Source organism: Enterococcus dongliensis (genome assembly GCF_031927985.1).
In the GTDB taxonomy this organism is placed as follows: domain Bacteria; phylum Bacillota; class Bacilli; order Lactobacillales; family Enterococcaceae; genus Enterococcus_A; species Enterococcus_A dongliensis.
On sequence record NZ_JARPZC010000005.1, the window covers coordinates 1 to 20,458 of the forward strand.

Consider the following 20,458-nt stretch of genomic DNA (forward strand, 5'->3'; position numbering starts at 1 on the left):
ACGCACCCGTAGCTCAATTGGATAGAGTACTTGACTACGAATCAAGGGGTTAGAGGTTCGAGTCCTCTCGGGTGCATAGTTTTTTTTATTTTCCCGGGAAGTAGCTCAGCTTGGTAGAGTACTTGGTTTGGGACCAAGGTGTCGCAGGTTCGAATCCTGTCTTCCCGATCAAAAAGAAGGTGTAAGCCTTCTTTTTTTTTATCTTCATTTAAAAAAGGCGTTCTTCTTTATTTCGTAGTCTAAATTCGCTATAATTATGGTCAGGAATAGTCAATAGGAGACGATATTATGGGCAGAAATACCTCTGATTTGATCGAATCTTACTTGAAGAATATTTTGGAGAACAGTGAAATAATCGAAATTCGAAGAGCTGAAATGGCGCAGTTATTTAATTGTGTACCTTCTCAGATAAATTATGTGATCAATACACGTTTTACCTTTCAGCGCGGCTATTTGGTTGAAAGCAAACGAGGTGGTGGTGGCTATATTCGAATAAGTAAAGTGAAGATCTCTGATCAACATTATTTTTTGGAGCAATTAATGGATTCTTTCGGTAACGAGATTTCTGAAGCAAATGCTTTTGGGATTATTCAAAAGTTATTTGAAGAGGAGATTATTACTGAAAATGAAGGCAATTTGATGTTAAGCGCCGTATCAAAGAATATTCTTGGTATCAGTCAAATTGAAAATAGGCTGCGTTCGCGAATCCTCCATGGATTTTTAGAACGTTTAAGTTATGAGAAAAAGGAGTGAGGATATGGATCAGCTGTATACAGAACGTGCAAAAGCAGTGCTAACGATTGCACAACAAGAAGCTAAGTATTTTAAACATCGCTCGGTTGGTTCGGAGCATTTATTGTTAGCATTAGTGATCGAACAACAAGGAATCGCAGGTAAAACATTGCGTCAGATGAATTCAAATGAAAACGACATTCGTGAAGAGATTGAACATATGACAGGCTACGGATCAGTCAAATCCTATCCTGAAGGTGGTTATCTACCTTATTCTCCGAGAGCCAAACAAATTTTGATTTTTGCTGATGATGAAGCGAAGCGTTTTAATGCAAAATTAGTTGGAACGGAACATATTTTATTGGGGCTTTTGCGTGATGACGAGATCTTAGCGTCTCATATCCTGGTGAATTTAGGATTGAGTCTGCCAAAAATGCGTCAACTTCTATTGAAAAAAATGGGTGTGAATGAAGCGCCGAATGGGAATCAAGGTACTGGAAATCGACGGAAGACACCGACAAAACCAATACAAAATAATTCGCAAGGAACACCGACTTTAGATGGTCTGGCTCGAGATCTTACAAAACTTGCCAGAGAAAAACGGTTAGATCCTGTAGTTGGTCGTGATAGCGAAGTACGAAGAGTAGTTCAAATTTTGAGTCGTCGAACAAAAAATAATCCTGTATTAGTTGGTGAACCGGGTGTCGGTAAAACAGCAATCGTTGAAGGGCTAGCCCAACGAATTATTTCTGGTGATGTGCCGGAAGACATGCGCGGAAAACGCTTGATGATGTTGGATATGGGCGCTTTAGTAGCTGGTACAAAATACCGTGGAGAATTTGAAGATCGACTAAAAAAAGTGATTGACGAAATTTATCATGATGGTCAAATTATTTTGTTCATCGATGAATTGCATACGCTAATCGGAGCTGGTGGCGCTGAAGGTGCGATTGATGCATCCAATATTTTGAAACCAGCCTTGGCTCGTGGCGAATTACAAACAATCGGTGCAACTACATTAGATGAATATCAGAAATATATTGAAAAGGATTCTGCTTTAGAACGGCGTTTTGCTCGAGTACAAGTAGAAGAACCTACACCGGAAGAAGCAGAGGAAATTTTAAAAGGTCTGCGTCCGCGTTATGAAGAACATCATGGTGTTGAGATTACGGATGAAGCACTGCATGCAGCAGTCTCTCTATCCGTACGTTATATCAATTCTCGGCAGCTTCCAGATAAAGCGATTGATTTAATGGATGAATCTTCTGCTAAAGTCCGCCTAGATTCCACCGATGAAGTATCGGAATTGACCGAGTTGGAGGAAGAAGTACAAGATTTAGTGACTGAAAAAGAAAAGGCGATCCAAAATCAAGATTTTGAATCAGCCGCTCGTTTACGGTTACGGGAAAAACAATTAGCGGAAACGTTGGAACAAGCTAAAATCAAAGCAGCTAAACAAGAAAATGGCTATATTGATCAAGTGACTGATGAAGATGTTGCGGCGGTGGTTTCACAATGGACCGGCGTACCATTGCAACAGCTAGAGAAAAAAGAAAGTCAGCGTCTATTGGATTTAGAAAAAGTTTTGCATAAACGAGTTGTAGGGCAAGAAAATGCCGTTAAAGCAATCTCTCGCGCTATTCGTCGAGCACGCAGCGGCTTGAAAGATCCTAACCGTCCGATCGGTTCATTCATGTTTTTAGGACCAACAGGTGTCGGTAAGACAGAATTAGCTAAAGCTTTGGCTGAAGCGATGTTTGGTAGTGAAGAAGCATTGATACGGGTGGATATGTCTGAGTTTATGGAAAAATACAGTACGAGTCGTTTAATCGGTTCTCCTCCAGGCTATGTTGGTTATGAAGAAGGAGGGCAATTAACTGAAAAAATTCGACAAAAACCGTACTCAGTTATTTTGTTAGATGAAGTGGAAAAAGCCCACCCCGATGTCTTCAACATCTTATTACAAGTTTTAGATGATGGTCATTTGACAGATTCAAAAGGAAGAAAAGTTGATTTCCGTAATACAATCTTGATTATGACGTCAAATATTGGTGCAACAGAGATTCGTGAAGAAAAAAATGTTGGTTTCAACGTAAAAGATATTACGAGAGACCATCGTGCAATGGAAAAACGTATTTTAGAAATCTTGAAAACAGCATTCCGGCCAGAGTTTCTCAATCGTATTGATGAAACAGTCGTTTTCAAATCATTGGATCAGGAACAAGTGCATGAAATCGTGAAAATTATGAGTCGTTCGATCCTAGACCGGATGAAAGAACACGAAATCAAAGTAAAGATTACGGCGGCTGCTTATGATGTGATTGGAAAAGTTGGTTTTGATCCTGAATATGGTGCGCGACCTATTCGTCGAGCTTTGCAAAAAGAAATTGAAGATCGGCTTGCTGAAGCGTTATTATCAGGTCAAATTCAATTAGGAGATGCGGTAACGATCGGAGCCAGCAAAGGTAAGATCACATTGACAGTAAAAAATGCCAAGGCAGAAAAAATACCAGAAAAAGTTTGATTGATTAGAGGATGATGCTGATGCGTCATCCTCTTTTTTTGATCGCCAGTTGGAAACTTTTTGAAGCTGTGATAGTATGAAAAAGTCTAAAAGAATGTTGACCCAATGGTTCTTTTAGGCAAGTAGTTAAAAGTCAAAATATCCTTTTTACTAGTCAGTTAAATGGGATACCGGATGAAGTACCGTCAAAAGATAGACTTCATCAATCGGAACTAGGAGGTTACACGATGATCGATTTAATTGCGACGGCTGAATCAGTAGCACAAGCGGAAGAATTGCTAGCTGCCGGCGTGGACACATTATATATCGGAGAAGAGGAATTTGGTCTGCGACTTGCACATTCTTTTTCTCGTGAAGAACAGCGCGCGTTGATTGAGTTGGCACATGCGCAAGGAAAAAAAGTGAATATTGCTGTAAATGGCATCATGCATACGGATAAAATGAAAAAAATCCCAGAATACTTGGCCTTTCTTGCAGAAGTCCAACCAGATAATGTCGTTGTAGGAGATACAGGTGTCATTTATTTATTACAAGAATATGATCTGCCTTATATTTATGATGCCGAAACATTGGTGACAAATGCAAGACAAATCAATTTTTGGCAAAAAAGAGGAGCGGTAGGAGCAGTATTGGCCCGTGAAGTTCCCTTTGAAGAGATGCAACGTTTGAGCCAACAGGTCACTGTACCAGTGGAAATATTGGTGTATGGTGCGACTTGCATTCATCAGTCGAAAAGACCGCTATTAGACAATTATTTTAACTATACGAAACAGACAGAAGACGTATCAAAAGAGCGTGGCTTGTTTATTTCAGAACCTAAAAAACCAGAGACACACTATTCCATCTATGAAGATCTGCATGGTACCCATGTTTTTGCTGATAATGATTTAAATTTAATCAATGAATTATCAGAATTAAATCAAACAGGCTATCAAACATGGAAATTAGATGGGTTATTTACACCAGGGGAAGATTTTGTCGCAATCGCAAAAATTTTCGTTTCAGCCAAGAAAGCAATCGAAGCAAATACTTGGAATGAAACAGCAGCAAAAACTGCACAACAAGAGATTCAAAAATATCATCCTGTTGGTCGAGGAATGGATACAGGTTTTTATCATTTAGACCCAACAGCGATTAAATAGGGGTAATGGCAACATGACAAAAAGAACATTGAAACGGCCGGAAGTTTTAGCACCTGCCGGAACATTAGAAAAATTAAAAACAGCGATTCACTATGGTGCCGATGCAGTATATATCGGGGGAGACGCTTATGGTTTGCGTTCTCGAGCTGGGAATTTTTCATTTGAAGAAATGGAAGAGGGCGTCCAATTTGCTAAAAAATATGGTGCCAAAGTATATGTCGCAGCAAATATGGTGACCCATGAAGGCAATGAAGAAGGGGCCGGCGAATTTTTCAAAAAATTACGCGATATTGGAATCTCAGCAGTGATTATTTCTGATCCAGCATTGATTGAGATTTGTGCATCAGAAGCACCGGGCTTAGAGATTCACTTGTCCACGCAAGCTTCTGCAACTAATGCAGAGACATTGAACTTCTGGAAAAACGAAGGCTTGGAAAGAGTCGTATTGGCACGGGAAGTTTCGATGGAAGAATTAGCCGAAATCCGCCGCAATACGGACGTTCAAATCGAGGCGTTTATCCATGGCGCAATGTGTATCTCTTATTCAGGTCGTTGTACTTTATCGAACCATATGTCTATGCGTGATGCCAATCGAGGCGGTTGTTCGCAGTCGTGTCGTTGGAAGTACGAATTATTCGATATGCCGTTTGCACAAGAACACCGTTCATTGACAGAAAATGGCGATGTAACTGAAGAATTTTCGATGAGTGCAGTAGATATGTCTATGATCGAACATATTCCTGATTTGATTGAAAACGGCGTAGACAGCTTGAAAATCGAAGGACGAATGAAATCCATCCATTATGTTTCTACAGTATCAAACGTATACAAAGCAGCAGTAGATAGTTATATTGCTGATCCAGATAATTATGTCTGCAAACAAGAATGGATCGATGAATTATGGAAGGTCGCACAACGTGAGTTGGCATCTGGTTTTTATTACCAAGTGCCAACAGAAAATGAGCAATTATTCGGTCCTCGTCGAAAAATCCCCGTGTATAAGTTTATTGGCGAAGTTTTGAGTTATGATGAAACGAGCAAAATCGCGACAATCCGCCAACGAAATCACTTTAGAGTAGGAGATGAGATCGAATTTTACGGACCAAATTTCCATCACTTTGAACAAACGATTACTGAAATGAAAAATGATGAAGGCGAATCAATCGATCGGGCGCCAAATCCAATGATGATTATAACCATGCCAGTCGCTCAACCAGTCAAACCTGGTGATATGATTCGAAAGAAAAAAGACTAGACTCTTACCGACGCCAAAAAGGAATGTTTTGGGGTCGGTATTTTTTGTAACTTCTAGTCACGGATAATCTAAAAGCAAAAGACGGTGCATTTTTAATAAAATGTATTAGAATGAACGTATTGAATTTGAGGTCATCTATTTAGGCGCTTAATTCTATTTGATAGGCCAGAATGAGTTTATTCATTACTGATAAACGAAGAAACGTCTAGCCTAAAGACCATAGTAGGAGGAAAATAAATGAAAGAATATGATTACATCGTTATTGGTGGCGGCAGCGGCGGAATCGCTTCGGCCAATCGGGCAGGAATGCATGGAGCAAAAGTTTTGCTAATTGAAGGAAACAAAATCGGCGGAACTTGTGTCAATGTAGGTTGTGTACCGAAAAAAGTTATGTGGCAAGCTAGCAGTATGTTGGAAATGATTGAGCGGGATGCACCTAGTTATGGTGTTCGAGCAGCTATTGAAAAATTTGATTTTAAAGAATTAGTGGCACGTCGTGAAAAATATATCGATTTTTTACATAGCGCCTATGATCGTGGGCTTGATAGCAATCATGTAGAACGAATCGAAGGGTATGCGACCTTTAAGTCGGATCATGTCATCAGCGTGAACGGTAATGATTATACGGCACCTAATGTCTTGATTGCAACTGGCGGCCGTCCTAGTCGGATGGATATTTCTGGTGGAGAACTTGCGATTGATTCCAATGGTTTCTTTGAATTGACTGAACAACCTAAAGAGGTGGTCGTTTTAGGGGCTGGCTACATCGCTGCGGAATTAAGCGGAGTATTACAAGGCATGGGCACTCAAGTTCATTGGGCATTTCGTCATAGTCGTCCGTTACGGACTTTTGATAAAATGTTGGCAGATCATTTGGTTGAAATCTATCGCGAGAACAAGATGAAGCTGTATGATCATCATGTCGCAAAAGAGATCAAACAAAATAGTGATGGGACGTATATAGTTTATTTTGAAAACGGAAATTCATTGACCGGCGATAAAGTCTTGTTTGCGGGAGGGCGTTTGCCAAATACTGATAAATTAGGTTTGGAGAACACTTCGGTGACGTTGAATGAAAAAGGCTTTGTGATTGTTGATAAATACCAAAATACAACAAGTGAAGGTGTCTATGCCGTAGGTGATGTGATTGGAAAACTTGATTTGACGCCGGTTGCGATTGCTGCAGGCCGCCGCTTATCCGAGCGGATTTTTAATGGCAAATCCGAAGAGTTTTTAGATTATGACAATGTCCCAACTGTGATTTTTACTCATCCAGCGATTGCGACAATCGGATTGTCTGAAGAAGCTGCCCTTGAACGTTACGGCAAAGACCAGATTAAAATCTATCATTCTCGTTTTACCCCGATGTATTTTGCACTAAGTGACTATCGTCAAAAATGTGATATGAAATTGGTTTGTTTAGGAGAAGAAGAAAAAATCATCGGCCTACATGCAATTGGTGTAGGGGTAGATGAAATGCTGCAAGGCTTTGCGGTAGCAATTAAAATGGGGGCAACGAAAAAAAATTTTGATGACACTGTTGCAATCCACCCGACAGGTAGTGAAGAATTTGTAACGATGCGTTAAAAAAATGATGTGCCGATTATGGCGCATCATTTTTTATTGGATTGAGCTCAAACTGATCTCTCCTGATGAAAGTGTAATCTGCTCATCGCCTAAATCTACGATGAGTTCTCCTGTATCAGTAATAGCAATAGCTGTTCCCAGATAGGTACGGTCTTTGCGCTTGAAAGTAATTTTTTTCCCCAATACAAAAGATTTTTTACGATAAGAATCTAAAAATCCCATTTGTTTAGTCAATAATTTAAAGAAACGATTCCAAATAGCGACAATCAATTGGTTTCGGGTGATTGTTGCTTGACCATCAGGAAAGAGAGAGGTCGCTTTTTCTTGTAATGCTTCGGGATACTTTTCTTGTGGAATCGAAAAGTTGATCCCCATACCGATAATGATGTATTTTAATGAATTAGTCTCAATATCAGTCATTGCTTCTGATAAAATCCCAGCCACTTTTTTCTGGTCTAAATAAATATCATTAACCCATTTGATTTGACTATCGACACCTAACAATTCATCGATTGCTTCAGCGACAGCGACAGCCATCAAGATCGTATATTGCGGCAGTTCTTGCAATTGCTCTTTAGGTTCCAACAACAGACTCATGTAGATTCCTTGCTGTTTTGCTGCAAAAAAAGGCCGATTGAAACGTCCATGGGGCGCTTCTTGCATGTCCGCCACGATTAGTAAAGGTGATTTTTTTCCTTCTAGTACGGCGAGTTGAGCATCTTTCATCGTTGAGACAGAGGATTCCAGCACAGTAACCTCGAGGGGCTGCTGAATCTGTTCTTGGATTTCTTTGGCATCTAAAATATCCGAAGTTTGGTAGCGATAACCATTTGCTGAATGTTGAATCTGATAGCCTTTTTTTTCTAATTCTTTGATCGCTTTCCAGATTGCTGTTCGTGATACTTGTAATTCTTGGGCCAAGACCTCGCCGGACAGCACTTCGGTTGCTACTTTTAAACGCGCTAAAACTTTTTCTTTTGTTGTCAATTGCTTGCCTCCTTTACTTGTAGATGTCTGACGGTGGATTATTCGTTCTGAGATTTAGTGTAACAAAAAAACAGGCCACATAAAAGTAACCTGCCAAGAAAGAAGAGTGGGAATCTATTGTTTATCAGCTTAATAACAATGCATCGTCTTTAAGCTCGACACCGGAATTTTGTTGGAAGAGCTCCATTAATTTAGGAACGGTCAAGTGTTGTTTTTCTGCTTGATTTAGATCTAAAGCAATCTGTCCTTGATGCAGCATAATCAAACGATTGCCGTATTGGATGGCGTCTTCCATATTGTGAGTTACCATAAAAGCAGTCAATTCTTGTTCACGGATCAAACGTTCAGTCAGCTGCATGACAGTCAACGAAGTTTTTGGATCAAGTGCTGCAGTATGTTCATCTAATAAAATCAGATCTGGCCGTTGCAAAGTTGCCATTAACAAGGTGATGGCTTGACGTTGTCCACCAGAGAGCAAACCGATCTCGGCATCGAGTCGATTCTCTAAATTTAGGTTCAGCATTGCTAATTGTTCCTGGAAGAAACTACGGTCTTTGCTTTTTACACCAAGAGAAAATCCGCGTTTGTGACCGCGTTTTAGAGCCAATGCTAAATTTTCTTCCACTGTTAAACGTACGGCAGTTCCCATTTTAGGATCTTGGAAAACGCGACTGATTCTTTTTGAACGTTTAGTCACAGAATACTTCGTGATTTCTTCTTCATTCAAAAACATTTGTCCTTCTTCAATCGGTAAAGTCCCAGCGACGCTGTTAAGTAACGTTGATTTTCCTGCGCCATTTCCGCCGATGATAGTAACGAATTCACCAGGGGCCAAGCTTAGATTGATCCCGCGCAACACGTGATTTTCATTAACGGTTCCGCGTTCAAAATATTGATGGAGGTTATTGATTCTTAGAACTGGTTGCATGGACATTCGCCCCTTTCTTTGTTTTGAAGGTAAATTTTGAACGAATCTGTGGTAAAGATAAACAAATAACTAATACGATTGCGGAAGCCAATTTTGAATCAGTAGGCTCCACATTCATTTCAAAGACTAAAGCTAAAATGAAGCGGTAGATAATGGCACCAGCAACAATCGTAATCAATCGAACCCAGATTGGTTTGTTGTGGAGCAAAACTTCAGCAATGATGATTGAGGCTAATCCGATGACGATCGTTCCGACACCTGAATTCAAATCGGCAAAGCCGTTATTTTGCGCCAACAGCGCCCCTGAAAGAGCGATGCTGCCATTTGAGATCATATAACCCAACAGTTTCATATTCTCTGTTTTGATTCCATTTGCCTCACTCATATCAGGATTATCACCAGTTGCTCGAACGGCTAAACCAATTTCTGTTTGAAAAAATAAGACGAGCAGAAAAATGACGAGCAATGTGATTAATAGACCAATCAGAATTACGGCATTGTTTTTGCTCAAACCCATTGTTTGAGTTGCTGTAAAAACAGTGTTTTCACCAAGTAAAGCGATGTTTGGCGCTCCCATCACACGGGAAGTTACCGAATACAATCCCGTCATGGTGATGATTCCAGCTAGTAAGGCAGGGATTTTGAATTTGGTGTTTAAGATCCCCGTCACCAATCCGGCTAACATCCCGCCGCCAAAAGCAAGTAATGTTGCTAGAGCAGGGTGTATTCCATTGATGATGGCCACAGCAGCGATCCCGCCGCCTAAAGGAAAACTTCCTTCAGCAGTTAGATCAGCAATATCTAAAATACGAAAAGTCATATACACGCCAATCGCCAGCAATGACCAGAGAATTCCTTGCGATGTCGCTGATAATAATAAAGTAATAACATTCATGATTCTTCCTTCTTCCTTTATGAAACTACGTTCAACTGATTTAGTTATTTAGGTTCTTTGATGCTGGCTGGATCAATTCCTAAAGCAGCAGCCATCTCTTTGTTCACCACTAATTTTAAGGTGTCTGCAGATTCGACTGGAGTATCTGCTGGTTTTGCATCACCGTCTAAAATTTTAGCTGCCATTTTTCCTGTTTGTTTTCCTAAAGATTTGTAGTCGATTCCGACAGTTGCTAGACCGCCACTGTCGATTTGTTCTGTTGAACCCGCTACTAATGGGATTTTCTTTTCTTTCACAACATCTCCAATAACTGCTGCTGCACTAGCAAAAGTATTGTCTGTAGGAACATAGATTCCATCGGTCTCACCGGCTAACGACTCAGTGACTTGTTGGACATCGTTGGTAGTATTTGCTGTTTTTATTTTTACAGCAACACCGGCTTTTTTCAGAGCTTTCTCAGCGAGATCAGCTTGGATTTTTGAATTGGCTTCTCCAGCGTTGTACATAATCCCGATTGATTTTGCCTCAGGGACGATTGATAATAATAGATCGATTTGTTTGTCGATTGGGACCATATCGGTTGTGCCAGTGACATTTCCTCCAGGTTTTTTATCACTGTTGACTAACTTAGCTTCTTTTAAGTCAGTAACAGCAGTGACCGTGATTGGGAGCTCTGTGGTTACATTTAAGAGAGATTGAGCAGCAGGAGTTGCAATTCCTAAAAGTAAATCAGGTTCGTCATTGACTAATTTTTCACTCATACTTTTTAGGTTGTCTTGATTGTTTTGGGCATTTTGGTAATCAATTTTTAAATTGTCGCCTTCTTTATAGCCGCCTTCAGCCAAGCCTTCTTTGAATCCTTCATAAGCATTGTCTAATGAAGGATGTTGTACCAATTGCAAGACGCCTACTTTTTTTGCTCCGTCGTTACTGTCAGCTTCCTTATTGCCACAAGCGCCTAACATCAATAAACTTACTAATCCAATTCCTGCTAATACCATTTTTTTCATTATTCTCGCTCCTTTTGTAATAAAAAATCACCCACTTAGAATGAACAAACTTCTAAGTGGGTGAGACAAATACAATAATAGTATGATCTTTCAGCCACTTAGATTTCTCTATGCGGCCGGTAGTACGTTGAAATGCTCTAGCCATCATAGATACAAAAAACACTTGGGTCGTTTGTATCCATCATGATGAATACAAACCTATCTAAAATAGCTAAAGTAATAGCGGTTATTCAGTTGTGTGTTTGTTGTATTCAGCATAAGAACAACCTCCAACTTGTTAAGATGTACATTAGTATACGGTAAGAAAAATGAGATGTCAATAAAAAACAGATGAATATTCTGAATATTCAAAAATACCGATCAATTCCTTCCATTTATGCTTATTGAAAGTTTTAAGAAAAGTTTGCGAAAACTGAAGTTAAGGCTAGCGGCTATTGACTTTTATGTTGGTGTCATGTATCATATTAATTTGCTAAAACTATCTGAAACGATAAAAGGCAGGAACGAAATATTGTCCGTTCCGGCTTTTAATAAGGAAACAAAAGTAGAAGCTCGCGAATATTTTCAAGAGAACGTTCTATTTTTGGTTTTTTTTTGCCTAAAAGCCGCAAAAAATGTCGGGTGTTACATTAATTTAATTTTTGTAACATAAATGTAATTTATCTTCGGAACGGTTTTCAAACTTTTAAGAGGGGTGAAGAACTTGGCTGGACACGTAGTGAAATACGGGAAACACCGAGAACGTAGAAGCTTCGCACAAATCAGTGAAGTGTTGGAATTACCGAATTTGATCGAAATTCAAACAGATTCTTATCAATGGTTCCTAGATGAGGGCTTGCAAGAAATGTTTGAAGACATTTTGCCAATTGAAGATTTTAATGGAAACTTGTCACTTGAATTTGTTGACTATGAATTGAAAGAACCTAAATACACCGTTGCAGAGGCACGTGCACACGATGCAAATTATTCTGCACCATTACATGTAGTTTTACGTTTAGTAAACCGCGAAACAGGAGAAATCAAATCACAAGAAGTATTCTTTGGTGATTTCCCCTTAATGACTGAACAAGGAACCTTTATCATCAACGGAGCAGAACGAGTTATTGTTTCTCAATTGGTTCGTTCTCCTGGCGTTTATTTCCATGGGAAAGTGGATAAAAACGGAAAAGAAGGCTTTGGCTCGACTGTCATTCCTAACCGTGGCGCATGGTTAGAAATGGAAACAGACGCAAAAGACATCTCTTATGTACGTATTGACCGTACCCGTAAGATTCCTTTGACCACGTTAGTACGTGCTCTAGGTTTTGGTTCAGATGATACAATCTTTGAGATCTTTGGTGAAAGTGAATCTTTACGCAATACAATTGAGAAAGACTTACACAAGAATCCAAGTGATTCGCGTACTGAAGAAGGATTAAAAGATGTTTATGAACGTCTGCGTCCTGGTGAACCAAAAACAGCAGACAGCTCTCGTAGTTTGTTGACTGCTCGTTTCTTCGATCCAAAACGTTACGACTTAGCAAATGTTGGTCGTTACAAAGTAAATAAAAAATTAGACCTTAAAACACGTCTGTTGAACTTAACATTGGCAGAAACATTGGTTGATCCTGAAACAGGTGAGATTATCGTAGAAAAAGGTACAGTTCTTACTCATCAAGTAATGGAAGAAACCCTTGGTGCTCATTTAGAAAATGGCTTGAATTCTGTGACTTATTATCCATCTGAAGATGCGGTCGTAACTGATCCTATGACAGTCCAAGTCATCAAAGTCTTTTCACCAAAAGATCCAGAACGTGAAGTAACAGTGATCGGCAATGCTTATCCTGATTCTTCTGTACGTACAGTTCGTCCAGGAGACATTATTGCTTCAATGAGTTACTTCTTAAACTTGATGGAAGGTATCGGCAATGTGGACGATATCGACCACTTAGGAAATCGCCGGATTCGTTCAGTTGGTGAGTTATTACAAAACCAATTCCGGATTGGTTTGGCTCGGATGGAGCGTGTCGTGCGCGAGCGAATGTCAATCCAAGATCAAGAGACATTGACACCGCAACAATTGATTAACATTCGACCAGTAGTTGCCAGCATCAAAGAATTCTTTGGATCTTCTCAGTTGTCACAGTTCATGGATCAAACCAACCCATTAGGGGAATTGACCCATAAACGTCGTCTATCTGCCTTAGGACCTGGTGGGTTGACACGTGATCGCGCGGGTTATGAAGTCCGTGACGTTCACTATTCTCACTACGGCCGGATGTGTCCGATTGAAACGCCTGAAGGACCTAACATTGGTCTGATCAATAGTTTGGCTTCATATGCCAAAGTGAATAAGTTTGGTTTTATTGAAACACCTTATCGCCGCGTGGATCGTGCAACTGGTCGTGTAACAGATAAAATCGATTATTTAACAGCTGACATCGAAGACCATTATGTTGTTGCTCAAGCAAACAGCAAGTTAAACGATGACGGCACATTCGCTGAAGAAGTCGTTATGGCCCGTGCAACATCTGAAAACTTGGAAGTAACGATTGATAAAGTTGACTATATGGACGTATCACCAAAACAAGTAGTTGCTGTTGCGACCGCTTGTATCCCATTCTTGGAAAACGATGACTCTAACCGTGCCTTGATGGGTGCCAACATGCAGCGTCAAGCTGTGCCGTTGATCAATCCTAAGTCACCTTGGGTTGGTACTGGTATGGAATACAAAGCCGCTCATGACTCAGGTGCTGCTTTATTATGTAAAAATGACGGTGTCGTTGAATTTGTTGACGCTCACGAAGTTCGTGTACGTCGCGACAATGGCGCATTAGATAAATATGATATTACTAAATTCCGCCGCTCAAACTCAGGAACAAGTTACAATCAACGTCCTTTGGTTGGATTAGGTGAAAAAGTCGAAGTTGGCGATATCTTAGCTGATGGACCTTCAATGGAAAATGGTGAATTGGCTCTTGGACAAAACGTAGTCGTAGCTTTCATGACTTGGGAAGGGTACAACTATGAAGATGCAATCATCATGAGCCGCCGTTTGGTAAAAGATGACGTATATACATCTATTCATATTGAAGAATACGAATCAGAAGCTCGTGATACAAAATTAGGACCTGAAGAAATCACACGCGAAATCCCTAATGTTGGGGAAGATGCCCTGAAGAACTTAGACGAAATGGGGATTATCCGCATTGGTGCAGAAGTTCATGATGGTGATTTATTAGTTGGTAAAGTCACTCCTAAAGGGGTAACGGAATTATCAGCTGAAGAACGATTGTTGCATGCAATCTTCGGTGAAAAAGCACGTGAAGTTCGTGATACTTCTCTACGTGTTCCTCACGGCGGTGGCGGAATCGTTCATGATGTGAAGATCTTTACTCGTGAAGCAGGCGATGAATTATCTCCAGGCGTGAATATGTTAGTACGTGTCTACATCGTGCAAAAACGTAAGATTCATGAAGGTGATAAAATGGCCGGACGTCACGGGAATAAAGGGGTCGTTTCTCGTATCATGCCAGAAGAAGATATGCCGTTCTTACCAGATGGTACACCAGTTGATATCATGTTGAACCCATTAGGGGTGCCATCACGGATGAATATTGGACAAGTATTGGAATTACACTTAGGTATGGCAGCACGTCAACTAGGTATCCATGTTGCTACACCAGTCTTTGACGGTGCACAAGATAGTGATGTTTGGGAAACGGTGCGTGAAGCTCGTATGGCAGCAGATGCTAAAACGGTTCTTTATGATGGCCGTACAGGTGAACCGTTCGATAACCGGATTTCAGTCGGCGTGATGTACATGATCAAATTGGCTCACATGGTTGATGATAAATTGCATGCTCGTTCAATTGGACCATACTCTCTTGTTACACAACAACCATTGGGTGGTAAAGCTCAATTTGGTGGACAACGTTTCGGGGAAATGGAAGTTTGGGCACTGGAAGCCTATGGTGCAGCTTACACGTTACAAGAAATCTTGACTTACAAATCAGATGATGTGGTTGGTCGTGTGAAAACTTACGAAGCCATCGTCAAAGGTGAACCTATTCCAAAACCAGGTGTGCCTGAATCTTTCCGCGTATTAGTGAAAGAATTACAAGCTCTTGGTTTAGATATGCAAGTCTTAGATATCAATGACAAAGAAATCGAGTTGCGAGACATGGATGATGATGATGAAGACTTGATCACGGTTGATGCTTTGACCAAATACGCAGAACAACAACAATCTGCTAAAGAAGTCGAAGCAAAAGCAGCTGCTGAGAAAGCCGAACAAAAATCAGAGTTGATCCAAGAAATCGAAACTGCTGAAGACTTATAAGAGTAATGCTTGCCAGATGTAAGTCAGCTAACTCCTAGCTGACTTACGATAAAATGAAATGGAGGGAAACCCTTTTGATCGATGTAAATAAATTCGAAAGTATGCAAATAGGTTTGGCTTCTCCTGAAAAAATCAGAAGCTGGTCATACGGTGAAGTAAAAAAACCGGAAACCATTAACTATCGTACATTGAAACCTGAACGCGAAGGATTATTCGATGAAAGAATTTTTGGGCCTACCAAAGACTGGGAATGTGCCTGTGGAAAATACAAACGGATCCGTTATAAAGGTATCGTTTGTGACCGTTGTGGAGTAGAAGTAACACGCTCAAAAGTTCGTCGTGAACGAATGGGTCACATCGAGTTAGCAGCACCTGTAACGCATATCTGGTACTTCAAAGGAATTCCTTCTCGGATGGGACTTGTCTTAGACATGAGTCCACGTGCGTTAGAAGAGATTATCTACTTTGCATCATATGTCGTAATCGATCCAGGTAATACAAGCCTAGAGAAGAAACAATTATTGACTGAACGTGAATATCGTGAAAAACGTGATCAATACGGTCAAGAATTCCATGCGGCAATGGGAGCTGAAGCCATCAAACAATTACTAGATAAAGTAGATCTAGATGGTGAATCTGCAGAATTAAAAGAAGAATTGAAAACAGCTCAAGGTCAAAAACGGACACGTGCGATTCGCCGTTTAGATGTGTTGGAAGCATTCCGTTCTTCTGGTAATCTTCCAGGATGGATGGTAATGAATGTTATCCCTGTCATCCCGCCAGATCTACGTCCGATGGTTCAATTAGAAGGTGGTCGTTTTGCGACTTCTGACTTAAATGATTTATATCGCCGGGTAATCAACCGTAACAATCGTTTGAAACGTTTGTTAGATTTGAATGCACCAAATATCATCGTACAAAATGAAAAACGGATGTTGCAAGAAGCAGTTGACGCATTAATCGATAATGGTCGTCGCGGTCGTCCAGTCACTGGACCAGGGAATCGTCCATTGAAATCTTTATCTCACATGTTGAAAGGGAAACAAGGTCGTTTCCGTCAAAACTTGTTGGGTAAACGGGTCGATTATTCTGCACGTTCAGTTATCGTTGTTGGGCCATTCTTGAAAATGTATCAATGTGGTCTGCCAAAAGAAATGGCAATCGAATTGTTCAAACCTTTCGTAATGAAAGAATTGGTTCAACGTGAGATTGCCTCAAATATCAAAAATGCAAAACGTAAGATCGAACGTCAAGAAGATGTTGTCTGGGATGTTTTAGAAGAAGTTATCAAAGAACATCCAGTCTTGCTAAACCGGGCACCTACGCTGCACAGACTTGGTATTCAAGCATTTGAACCAATCTTAGTTGAAGGTCGTGCAATTCGTCTTCATCCATTAGTTTGTGAAGCGTACAATGCCGATTTCGATGGAGACCAAATGGCTGTCCATTTACCTTTAGGAGAAGAAGCTCAAGCAGAAGCTCGGATGTTGATGCTAGCTGCAACCCACATCTTGAACCCGAAAGATGGAAAACCAGTTGTTACACCATCTCAAGATATGGTCTTAGGGAACTACTACCTAACAATGGAAGAAGAAGGCCGTGAAGGTGAAGGAATGATCTTCCGTGATATGAATGAAGCTGTCCTAGCATGGCGCAATGGCTATGTTCACTTGCATTCACGTGTGGCTGTTGATCCTAATACATTAGGTGATAAACCATTCACAGAAGAACAAAAAGAACGGATGTTGATTACGACTGTTGGGAAAATTATTTTCAACGAAATCATGCCGCAAGAATTCCCTTACTTGAACGAACCAACTGATTTCAACTTGACACAACATACACCAGACAAATACTTTGTCGAAAAAGGTGCAGATATTCCTGCAGCGATCAAAAAACAAGAAATTATCTTGCCATTCAAGAAGAAAAATCTTGGAAATATTATCGCTGAAGTCTTCAAACGTTTCAAAGTGACAGACACTTCTATGATGCTTGACCGAATGAAAGACTTAGGTTATAAACATTCAACCCATGCTGGTATGACTGTTGGTATCGCTGATATCATGGCTCTAGCTGAAAAACAAGAAATCATCGATAATGCCCACAAACAAGTCGGCACTATTACGAAACAATTCCGTCGTGGATTGATTACAGATGATGAACGTTATGAACGAGTTATCGCCGTTTGGAATGCCGCTAAAGATGATATCCAACAACGTCTGATGGAATCATTGGATGCTAAAAACCCAATCTTCATGATGTCTGATTCTGGAGCCCGTGGTAACATCTCCAACTTTACTCAGCTTGCTGGGATGCGTGGATTGATGGCCGCTCCGAATGGACAAATCATGGAATTGCCGATTATCTCTAACTTCCGTGAAGGATTATCTGTCTTGGAAATGTTTATCTCAACTCACGGGGCTCGTAAAGGGATGACCGATACTGCCTTGAAGACTGCTGACTCAGGTTATTTGACTCGTCGTTTGGTTGACGTTGCTCAAGATGTCATTGTTCGTGAAGAAGACTGTGGAACTGATCGCGGTCTAGAGATTTCTGCAATCCGTGAAGGAAATGAGATTATTGAATCCTTAGAAGAACGTCTAGTTGGACGTTATACACAAAAATCTGTTATGCATCCTGAAACAGGTGAAGTTATTTTACCTGGTGACGCATTGATTAGCGAAACAGATGCAAAACGAATCATCGACGCGGGCGTTGAAAAACTAACGATTCGTTCAGTCTTTACATGTAATACCAAACATGGTGTATGTAAACATTGTTATGGTCGTAACTTAGCAACGGGTGATGATGTTGAAGTTGGTGAAGCAGTTGGTACAATCGCTGCTCAATCAATCGGTGAACCAGGTACACAGTTGACCATGCGTACCTTCCATACCGGGGGTGTTGCCGGAGACGATATCACACAAGGTCTTCCTCGTGTTCAAGAAATCTTCGAAGCTCGTAACCCTAAAGGTTTGGCTGTCATTACTGAAGTTACTGGTGAAGTCGTTGAAATTGCAGAAGATGCTGCGACACGTTCAAAAGAAGTTACTGTCAAAGGTGAAACAGACACTCGTACGTATACAGTTCCTTACACAGCTCGGATGAAAGTTGTAGAAGGAGACATGATCCATCGTGGTGAACGCTTGACTGAAGGGTCTATCGATCCGAAACACTTGCTGCAAGTTCGTGATGTCATCTCAGTTGAAACGTACTTACTACGTGAAGTTCAACGAGTTTACCGGATGCAAGGGGTAGAAATCGGCGATAAACATATTGAAGTAATGGTTCGTCAAATGTTGCGTAAAGTCCGCGTCATGGACCCAGGCGACACGGATATCTTGCCAGGTACCTTGCTTGATATCGCTGACTTTAAAGACCAAAACTACAATACCTTGGTTGCTGGTGGTACGCCTGCGACATCTCGTCCAGTCTTGCTTGGTATTACTAAAGCATCATTGGAAACAAACAGTTTCTTATCAGCCGCATCATTCCAAGAAACAACACGTGTCTTGACCGATGCTGCAATCCGCGGTAAGAAAGATCCATTACTTGGATTGAAAGAAAATGTTATTATCGGTAAGATCATCCCTGCCGGTACTGGTATGGCAACATATCGTAATATGGAACCTAAAGAAGTCGTTGTAGCTAGCGAAAATGTCTACAGTATCTCTGACATTGAAGCGCAAATGGCTGCTGAAGATGCTTTAAACAATCCATTGAACTAACCTGATAAGACCACAAGATTCGTTTGAATCTTGTGGTCTTTTTCTTTTTACGCTATCCTTAAGAAGATAGTTGATGAAAAAGATAACAATCTCTTTGAGTAGATATTAAATTTCGTTTAGAGCATCGTATAAAGACTATTGTCATAAGATAATTTATGAGAAAATGGCAGAAATAATATTTGTGTATAAAATGTTTGAGGTGCTACATGAGCAAAGCAAAGAAAATTATCTTGATCGTCGTAGGAATACTTGTACTATTCGTCGGAGCAGCGAGTATTTATTTATTAAAAGTGAATAACGATGTCGATCAGGCAATCAGTAAAATGACAAGAAAAGTTAATTATAAGAAAAAACGTACCGCTTCGGTCGATTTAGCGAGTGGAGAACCTTTCTCGATTTTGTTAATGGGAACAGATACGGGAGACAAGGGGCGGACATATCAAGGACGTTCGGATTCCATGATGTTAGTGACCATCAATCCTAAAAAAAAGCAGACTTTATTGACTAGTTTAGGGCGTGATATTTATACGCAAATCGTTGGTTATCACGGAGATGAGAACACCTATGTTGCTAAAGGGGATACGTATTATGATAAATTGAATGCGGCTTATTCATTGGGTGGTACTAAGATGGCAATTGAAACTGTACAAACCATGATGGATGTTCCAATCGATCATTATGTTGAGATCAATATGAAAGGTTTGAAAACATTGGTCGATGCAGTTGGTGGAATTGAAGTGGATAATAAAATTGATTTTACCTTGGATGGTGTGCACGTAAAAAAAGGCAAACAGACTTTAGATGGCAAACATGCGTTGGAATATGTCCGTATGCGTCATGAAGACCCGAAAGGCGATGTTGGTCGGCAAGCACGGCAACGGGAGATTTTATCAAAAATCATTCATAAAATGCTGTCTGTCAATTCGGTCACTAAATATAAACGGTACTTACATGCGGTAGAAGATTACGTTCGAACAGATCTTAGTTGGAATGAGATGGTAACGATTGTAAAAAATTATACCCCAGCAGCAGAGACAATCAAGCAGACGCAAGTAGAAGGTCAAGGCGAGATGATCGACACTATCTATTTCCAAATATTAGGACTGAACAGTTTGTTGGATGAACAAAATAGGTTGAAAAAACAGCTTGAACTGCCTACGAAGAAAAAGTTGCCGAATTTAGCAGAAGAAGACGACAATCAATTGTTTTTCGATGATAGCGAAGTCGAAAAAATTAGTGCGGGAACACATTATGATTACACGGGATATGGAACAATCATCTATCCAATCGATGAAGAAAACTATTAAATACAAAAAAAATGCGACCGATTATCGGTCGTATTTTTTGCT

12 protein-coding genes and 2 tRNA genes are annotated in these 20,458 nt (G+C 40.4%); 10 read left to right on the forward strand and 4 right to left on the reverse strand.

Annotation, left to right across the window (positions count from 1 at the left end; all coding sequences use genetic code 11):
* Nucleotides 1-2 precede the first annotated feature (2 nt).
* The 7 genes from P7D84_RS05275 (at nt 3) to gor (ending at nt 7,240) form a co-directional block, all read left to right on the forward strand.
* Nucleotides 3-76, forward strand: a tRNA-Arg gene (locus tag P7D84_RS05275).
* 18 nt (nt 77-94) lie between these two features.
* Nucleotides 95-168: transfer RNA gene (locus tag P7D84_RS05280), tRNA-Pro, on the forward strand.
* 120 nt (nt 169-288) lie between these two features.
* The gene (locus tag P7D84_RS05285) at nt 289-753 is read left to right on the forward strand and encodes a CtsR family transcriptional regulator (RefSeq protein ID WP_376716915.1); all 465 of its coding nucleotides are present in this window, start codon (nt 289-291) and stop codon (nt 751-753) included.
* Between the two features lie 4 nt (nt 754-757).
* Nucleotides 758-3,256, forward strand: a complete 2,499-nt coding sequence (locus P7D84_RS05290; protein ID WP_137604460.1) for an ATP-dependent Clp protease ATP-binding subunit — start codon at nt 758-760, stop codon at nt 3,254-3,256.
* 227 nt (nt 3,257-3,483) lie between these two features.
* Nucleotides 3,484-4,398 (forward strand): peptidase U32 family protein, encoded by a 915-nt coding sequence (locus P7D84_RS05295; RefSeq protein WP_311805386.1) that lies wholly within the window; start codon nt 3,484-3,486, stop codon nt 4,396-4,398.
* Nucleotides 4,399-4,411: 13 nt separating this feature from the next.
* Nucleotides 4,412-5,653 carry a peptidase U32 family protein gene (locus P7D84_RS05300; RefSeq protein ID WP_311805388.1) on the forward strand — a complete coding sequence of 414 codons (1,242 nt, stop codon included), beginning with the start codon at nt 4,412-4,414 and terminating at the stop codon, nt 5,651-5,653.
* Between the two features lie 237 nt (nt 5,654-5,890).
* Nucleotides 5,891-7,240: a glutathione-disulfide reductase gene (gor, locus tag P7D84_RS05305; RefSeq protein ID WP_311805389.1), complete on the forward strand. Its 1,350-nt coding sequence runs from the start codon at nt 5,891-5,893 to the stop codon at nt 7,238-7,240.
* 33 nt (nt 7,241-7,273) lie between these two features.
* On the opposite strand, the gene P7D84_RS05310 is transcribed toward gor, so the two are convergent.
* The 4 genes from P7D84_RS05310 to P7D84_RS05325 form a co-directional block, all read right to left on the reverse strand.
* Nucleotides 7,274-8,227 carry a biotin--[acetyl-CoA-carboxylase] ligase gene (locus P7D84_RS05310; RefSeq protein ID WP_311805391.1) on the reverse strand — a complete coding sequence of 318 codons (954 nt, stop codon included), beginning with the start codon at nt 8,225-8,227 and terminating at the stop codon, nt 7,274-7,276.
* Nucleotides 8,228-8,351: 124 nt separating this feature from the next.
* Entirely contained in the window at nt 8,352-9,155 is an 804-nt protein-coding gene (locus tag P7D84_RS05315) for an ABC transporter ATP-binding protein (protein ID WP_137604455.1), read from the reverse strand.
* On the reverse strand, nt 9,130-10,050 hold the full coding sequence (locus P7D84_RS05320) for an ABC transporter permease (RefSeq protein WP_311805392.1): 921 nt from the start codon (nt 10,048-10,050) through the stop codon (nt 9,130-9,132). Before P7D84_RS05320 ends, P7D84_RS05315 begins: the two co-directional genes overlap by 26 nt.
* A 44-nt stretch (nt 10,051-10,094) precedes the next feature.
* On the reverse strand, nt 10,095-11,060 hold the full coding sequence (locus tag P7D84_RS05325; RefSeq protein ID WP_137604453.1) for an ABC transporter substrate binding protein: 966 nt from the start codon (nt 11,058-11,060) through the stop codon (nt 10,095-10,097).
* 703 nt (nt 11,061-11,763) lie between these two features.
* On the opposite strand from P7D84_RS05325, the gene rpoB reads away from it, so the two are divergent.
* The 3 genes from rpoB to P7D84_RS05340 all read left to right on the forward strand — a co-directional run bounded on the left by rpoB (nt 11,764) and on the right by P7D84_RS05340 (nt 20,416).
* The gene (gene rpoB, locus P7D84_RS05330) at nt 11,764-15,381 is read left to right on the forward strand and encodes a DNA-directed RNA polymerase subunit beta (RefSeq protein ID WP_311805393.1); all 3,618 of its coding nucleotides are present in this window, start codon (nt 11,764-11,766) and stop codon (nt 15,379-15,381) included.
* A gap of 74 nt (nt 15,382-15,455) precedes the next feature.
* Nucleotides 15,456-19,109 carry a DNA-directed RNA polymerase subunit beta' gene (rpoC, locus tag P7D84_RS05335; protein WP_137604451.1) on the forward strand — a complete coding sequence of 1,218 codons (3,654 nt, stop codon included), beginning with the start codon at nt 15,456-15,458 and terminating at the stop codon, nt 19,107-19,109.
* A 206-nt stretch (nt 19,110-19,315) separates the two neighbouring features.
* Nucleotides 19,316-20,416, forward strand: a complete 1,101-nt coding sequence (locus P7D84_RS05340; RefSeq protein ID WP_311805395.1) for an LCP family glycopolymer transferase — start codon at nt 19,316-19,318, stop codon at nt 20,414-20,416.
* Nucleotides 20,417-20,458: the final 42 nt, after the last annotated feature.

Excerpts from the sequence above, each read along its gene's own strand:
- P7D84_RS05340 (WP_311805395.1), top strand. The coding sequence starts at position 19,316 with ATGAGCAAAGCAAAGAAAATTATCTTGATCGTCGTAGGAATACTTGTA.
- P7D84_RS05295 (WP_311805386.1), top strand. The coding sequence starts at position 3,484 with ATGATCGATTTAATTGCGACGGCTGAATCAGTAGCACAAGCGGAAGAA.
- P7D84_RS05300 (WP_311805388.1), top strand. The coding sequence starts at position 4,412 with ATGACAAAAAGAACATTGAAACGGCCGGAAGTTTTAGCACCTGCCGGA.
- P7D84_RS05290 (WP_137604460.1), top strand. The coding sequence starts at position 758 with ATGGATCAGCTGTATACAGAACGTGCAAAAGCAGTGCTAACGATTGCA.
- P7D84_RS05320 (WP_311805392.1), bottom strand. The coding sequence starts at position 10,050 with ATGAATGTTATTACTTTATTATTATCAGCGACATCGCAAGGAATTCTC.
- gor (WP_311805389.1), top strand. The coding sequence starts at position 5,891 with ATGAAAGAATATGATTACATCGTTATTGGTGGCGGCAGCGGCGGAATC.
- P7D84_RS05325 (WP_137604453.1), bottom strand. The coding sequence starts at position 11,060 with ATGAAAAAAATGGTATTAGCAGGAATTGGATTAGTAAGTTTATTGATG.
- P7D84_RS05285 (WP_376716915.1), top strand. The coding sequence starts at position 289 with ATGGGCAGAAATACCTCTGATTTGATCGAATCTTACTTGAAGAATATT.
- P7D84_RS05315 (WP_137604455.1), bottom strand. The coding sequence starts at position 9,155 with ATGCAACCAGTTCTAAGAATCAATAACCTCCATCAATATTTTGAACGC.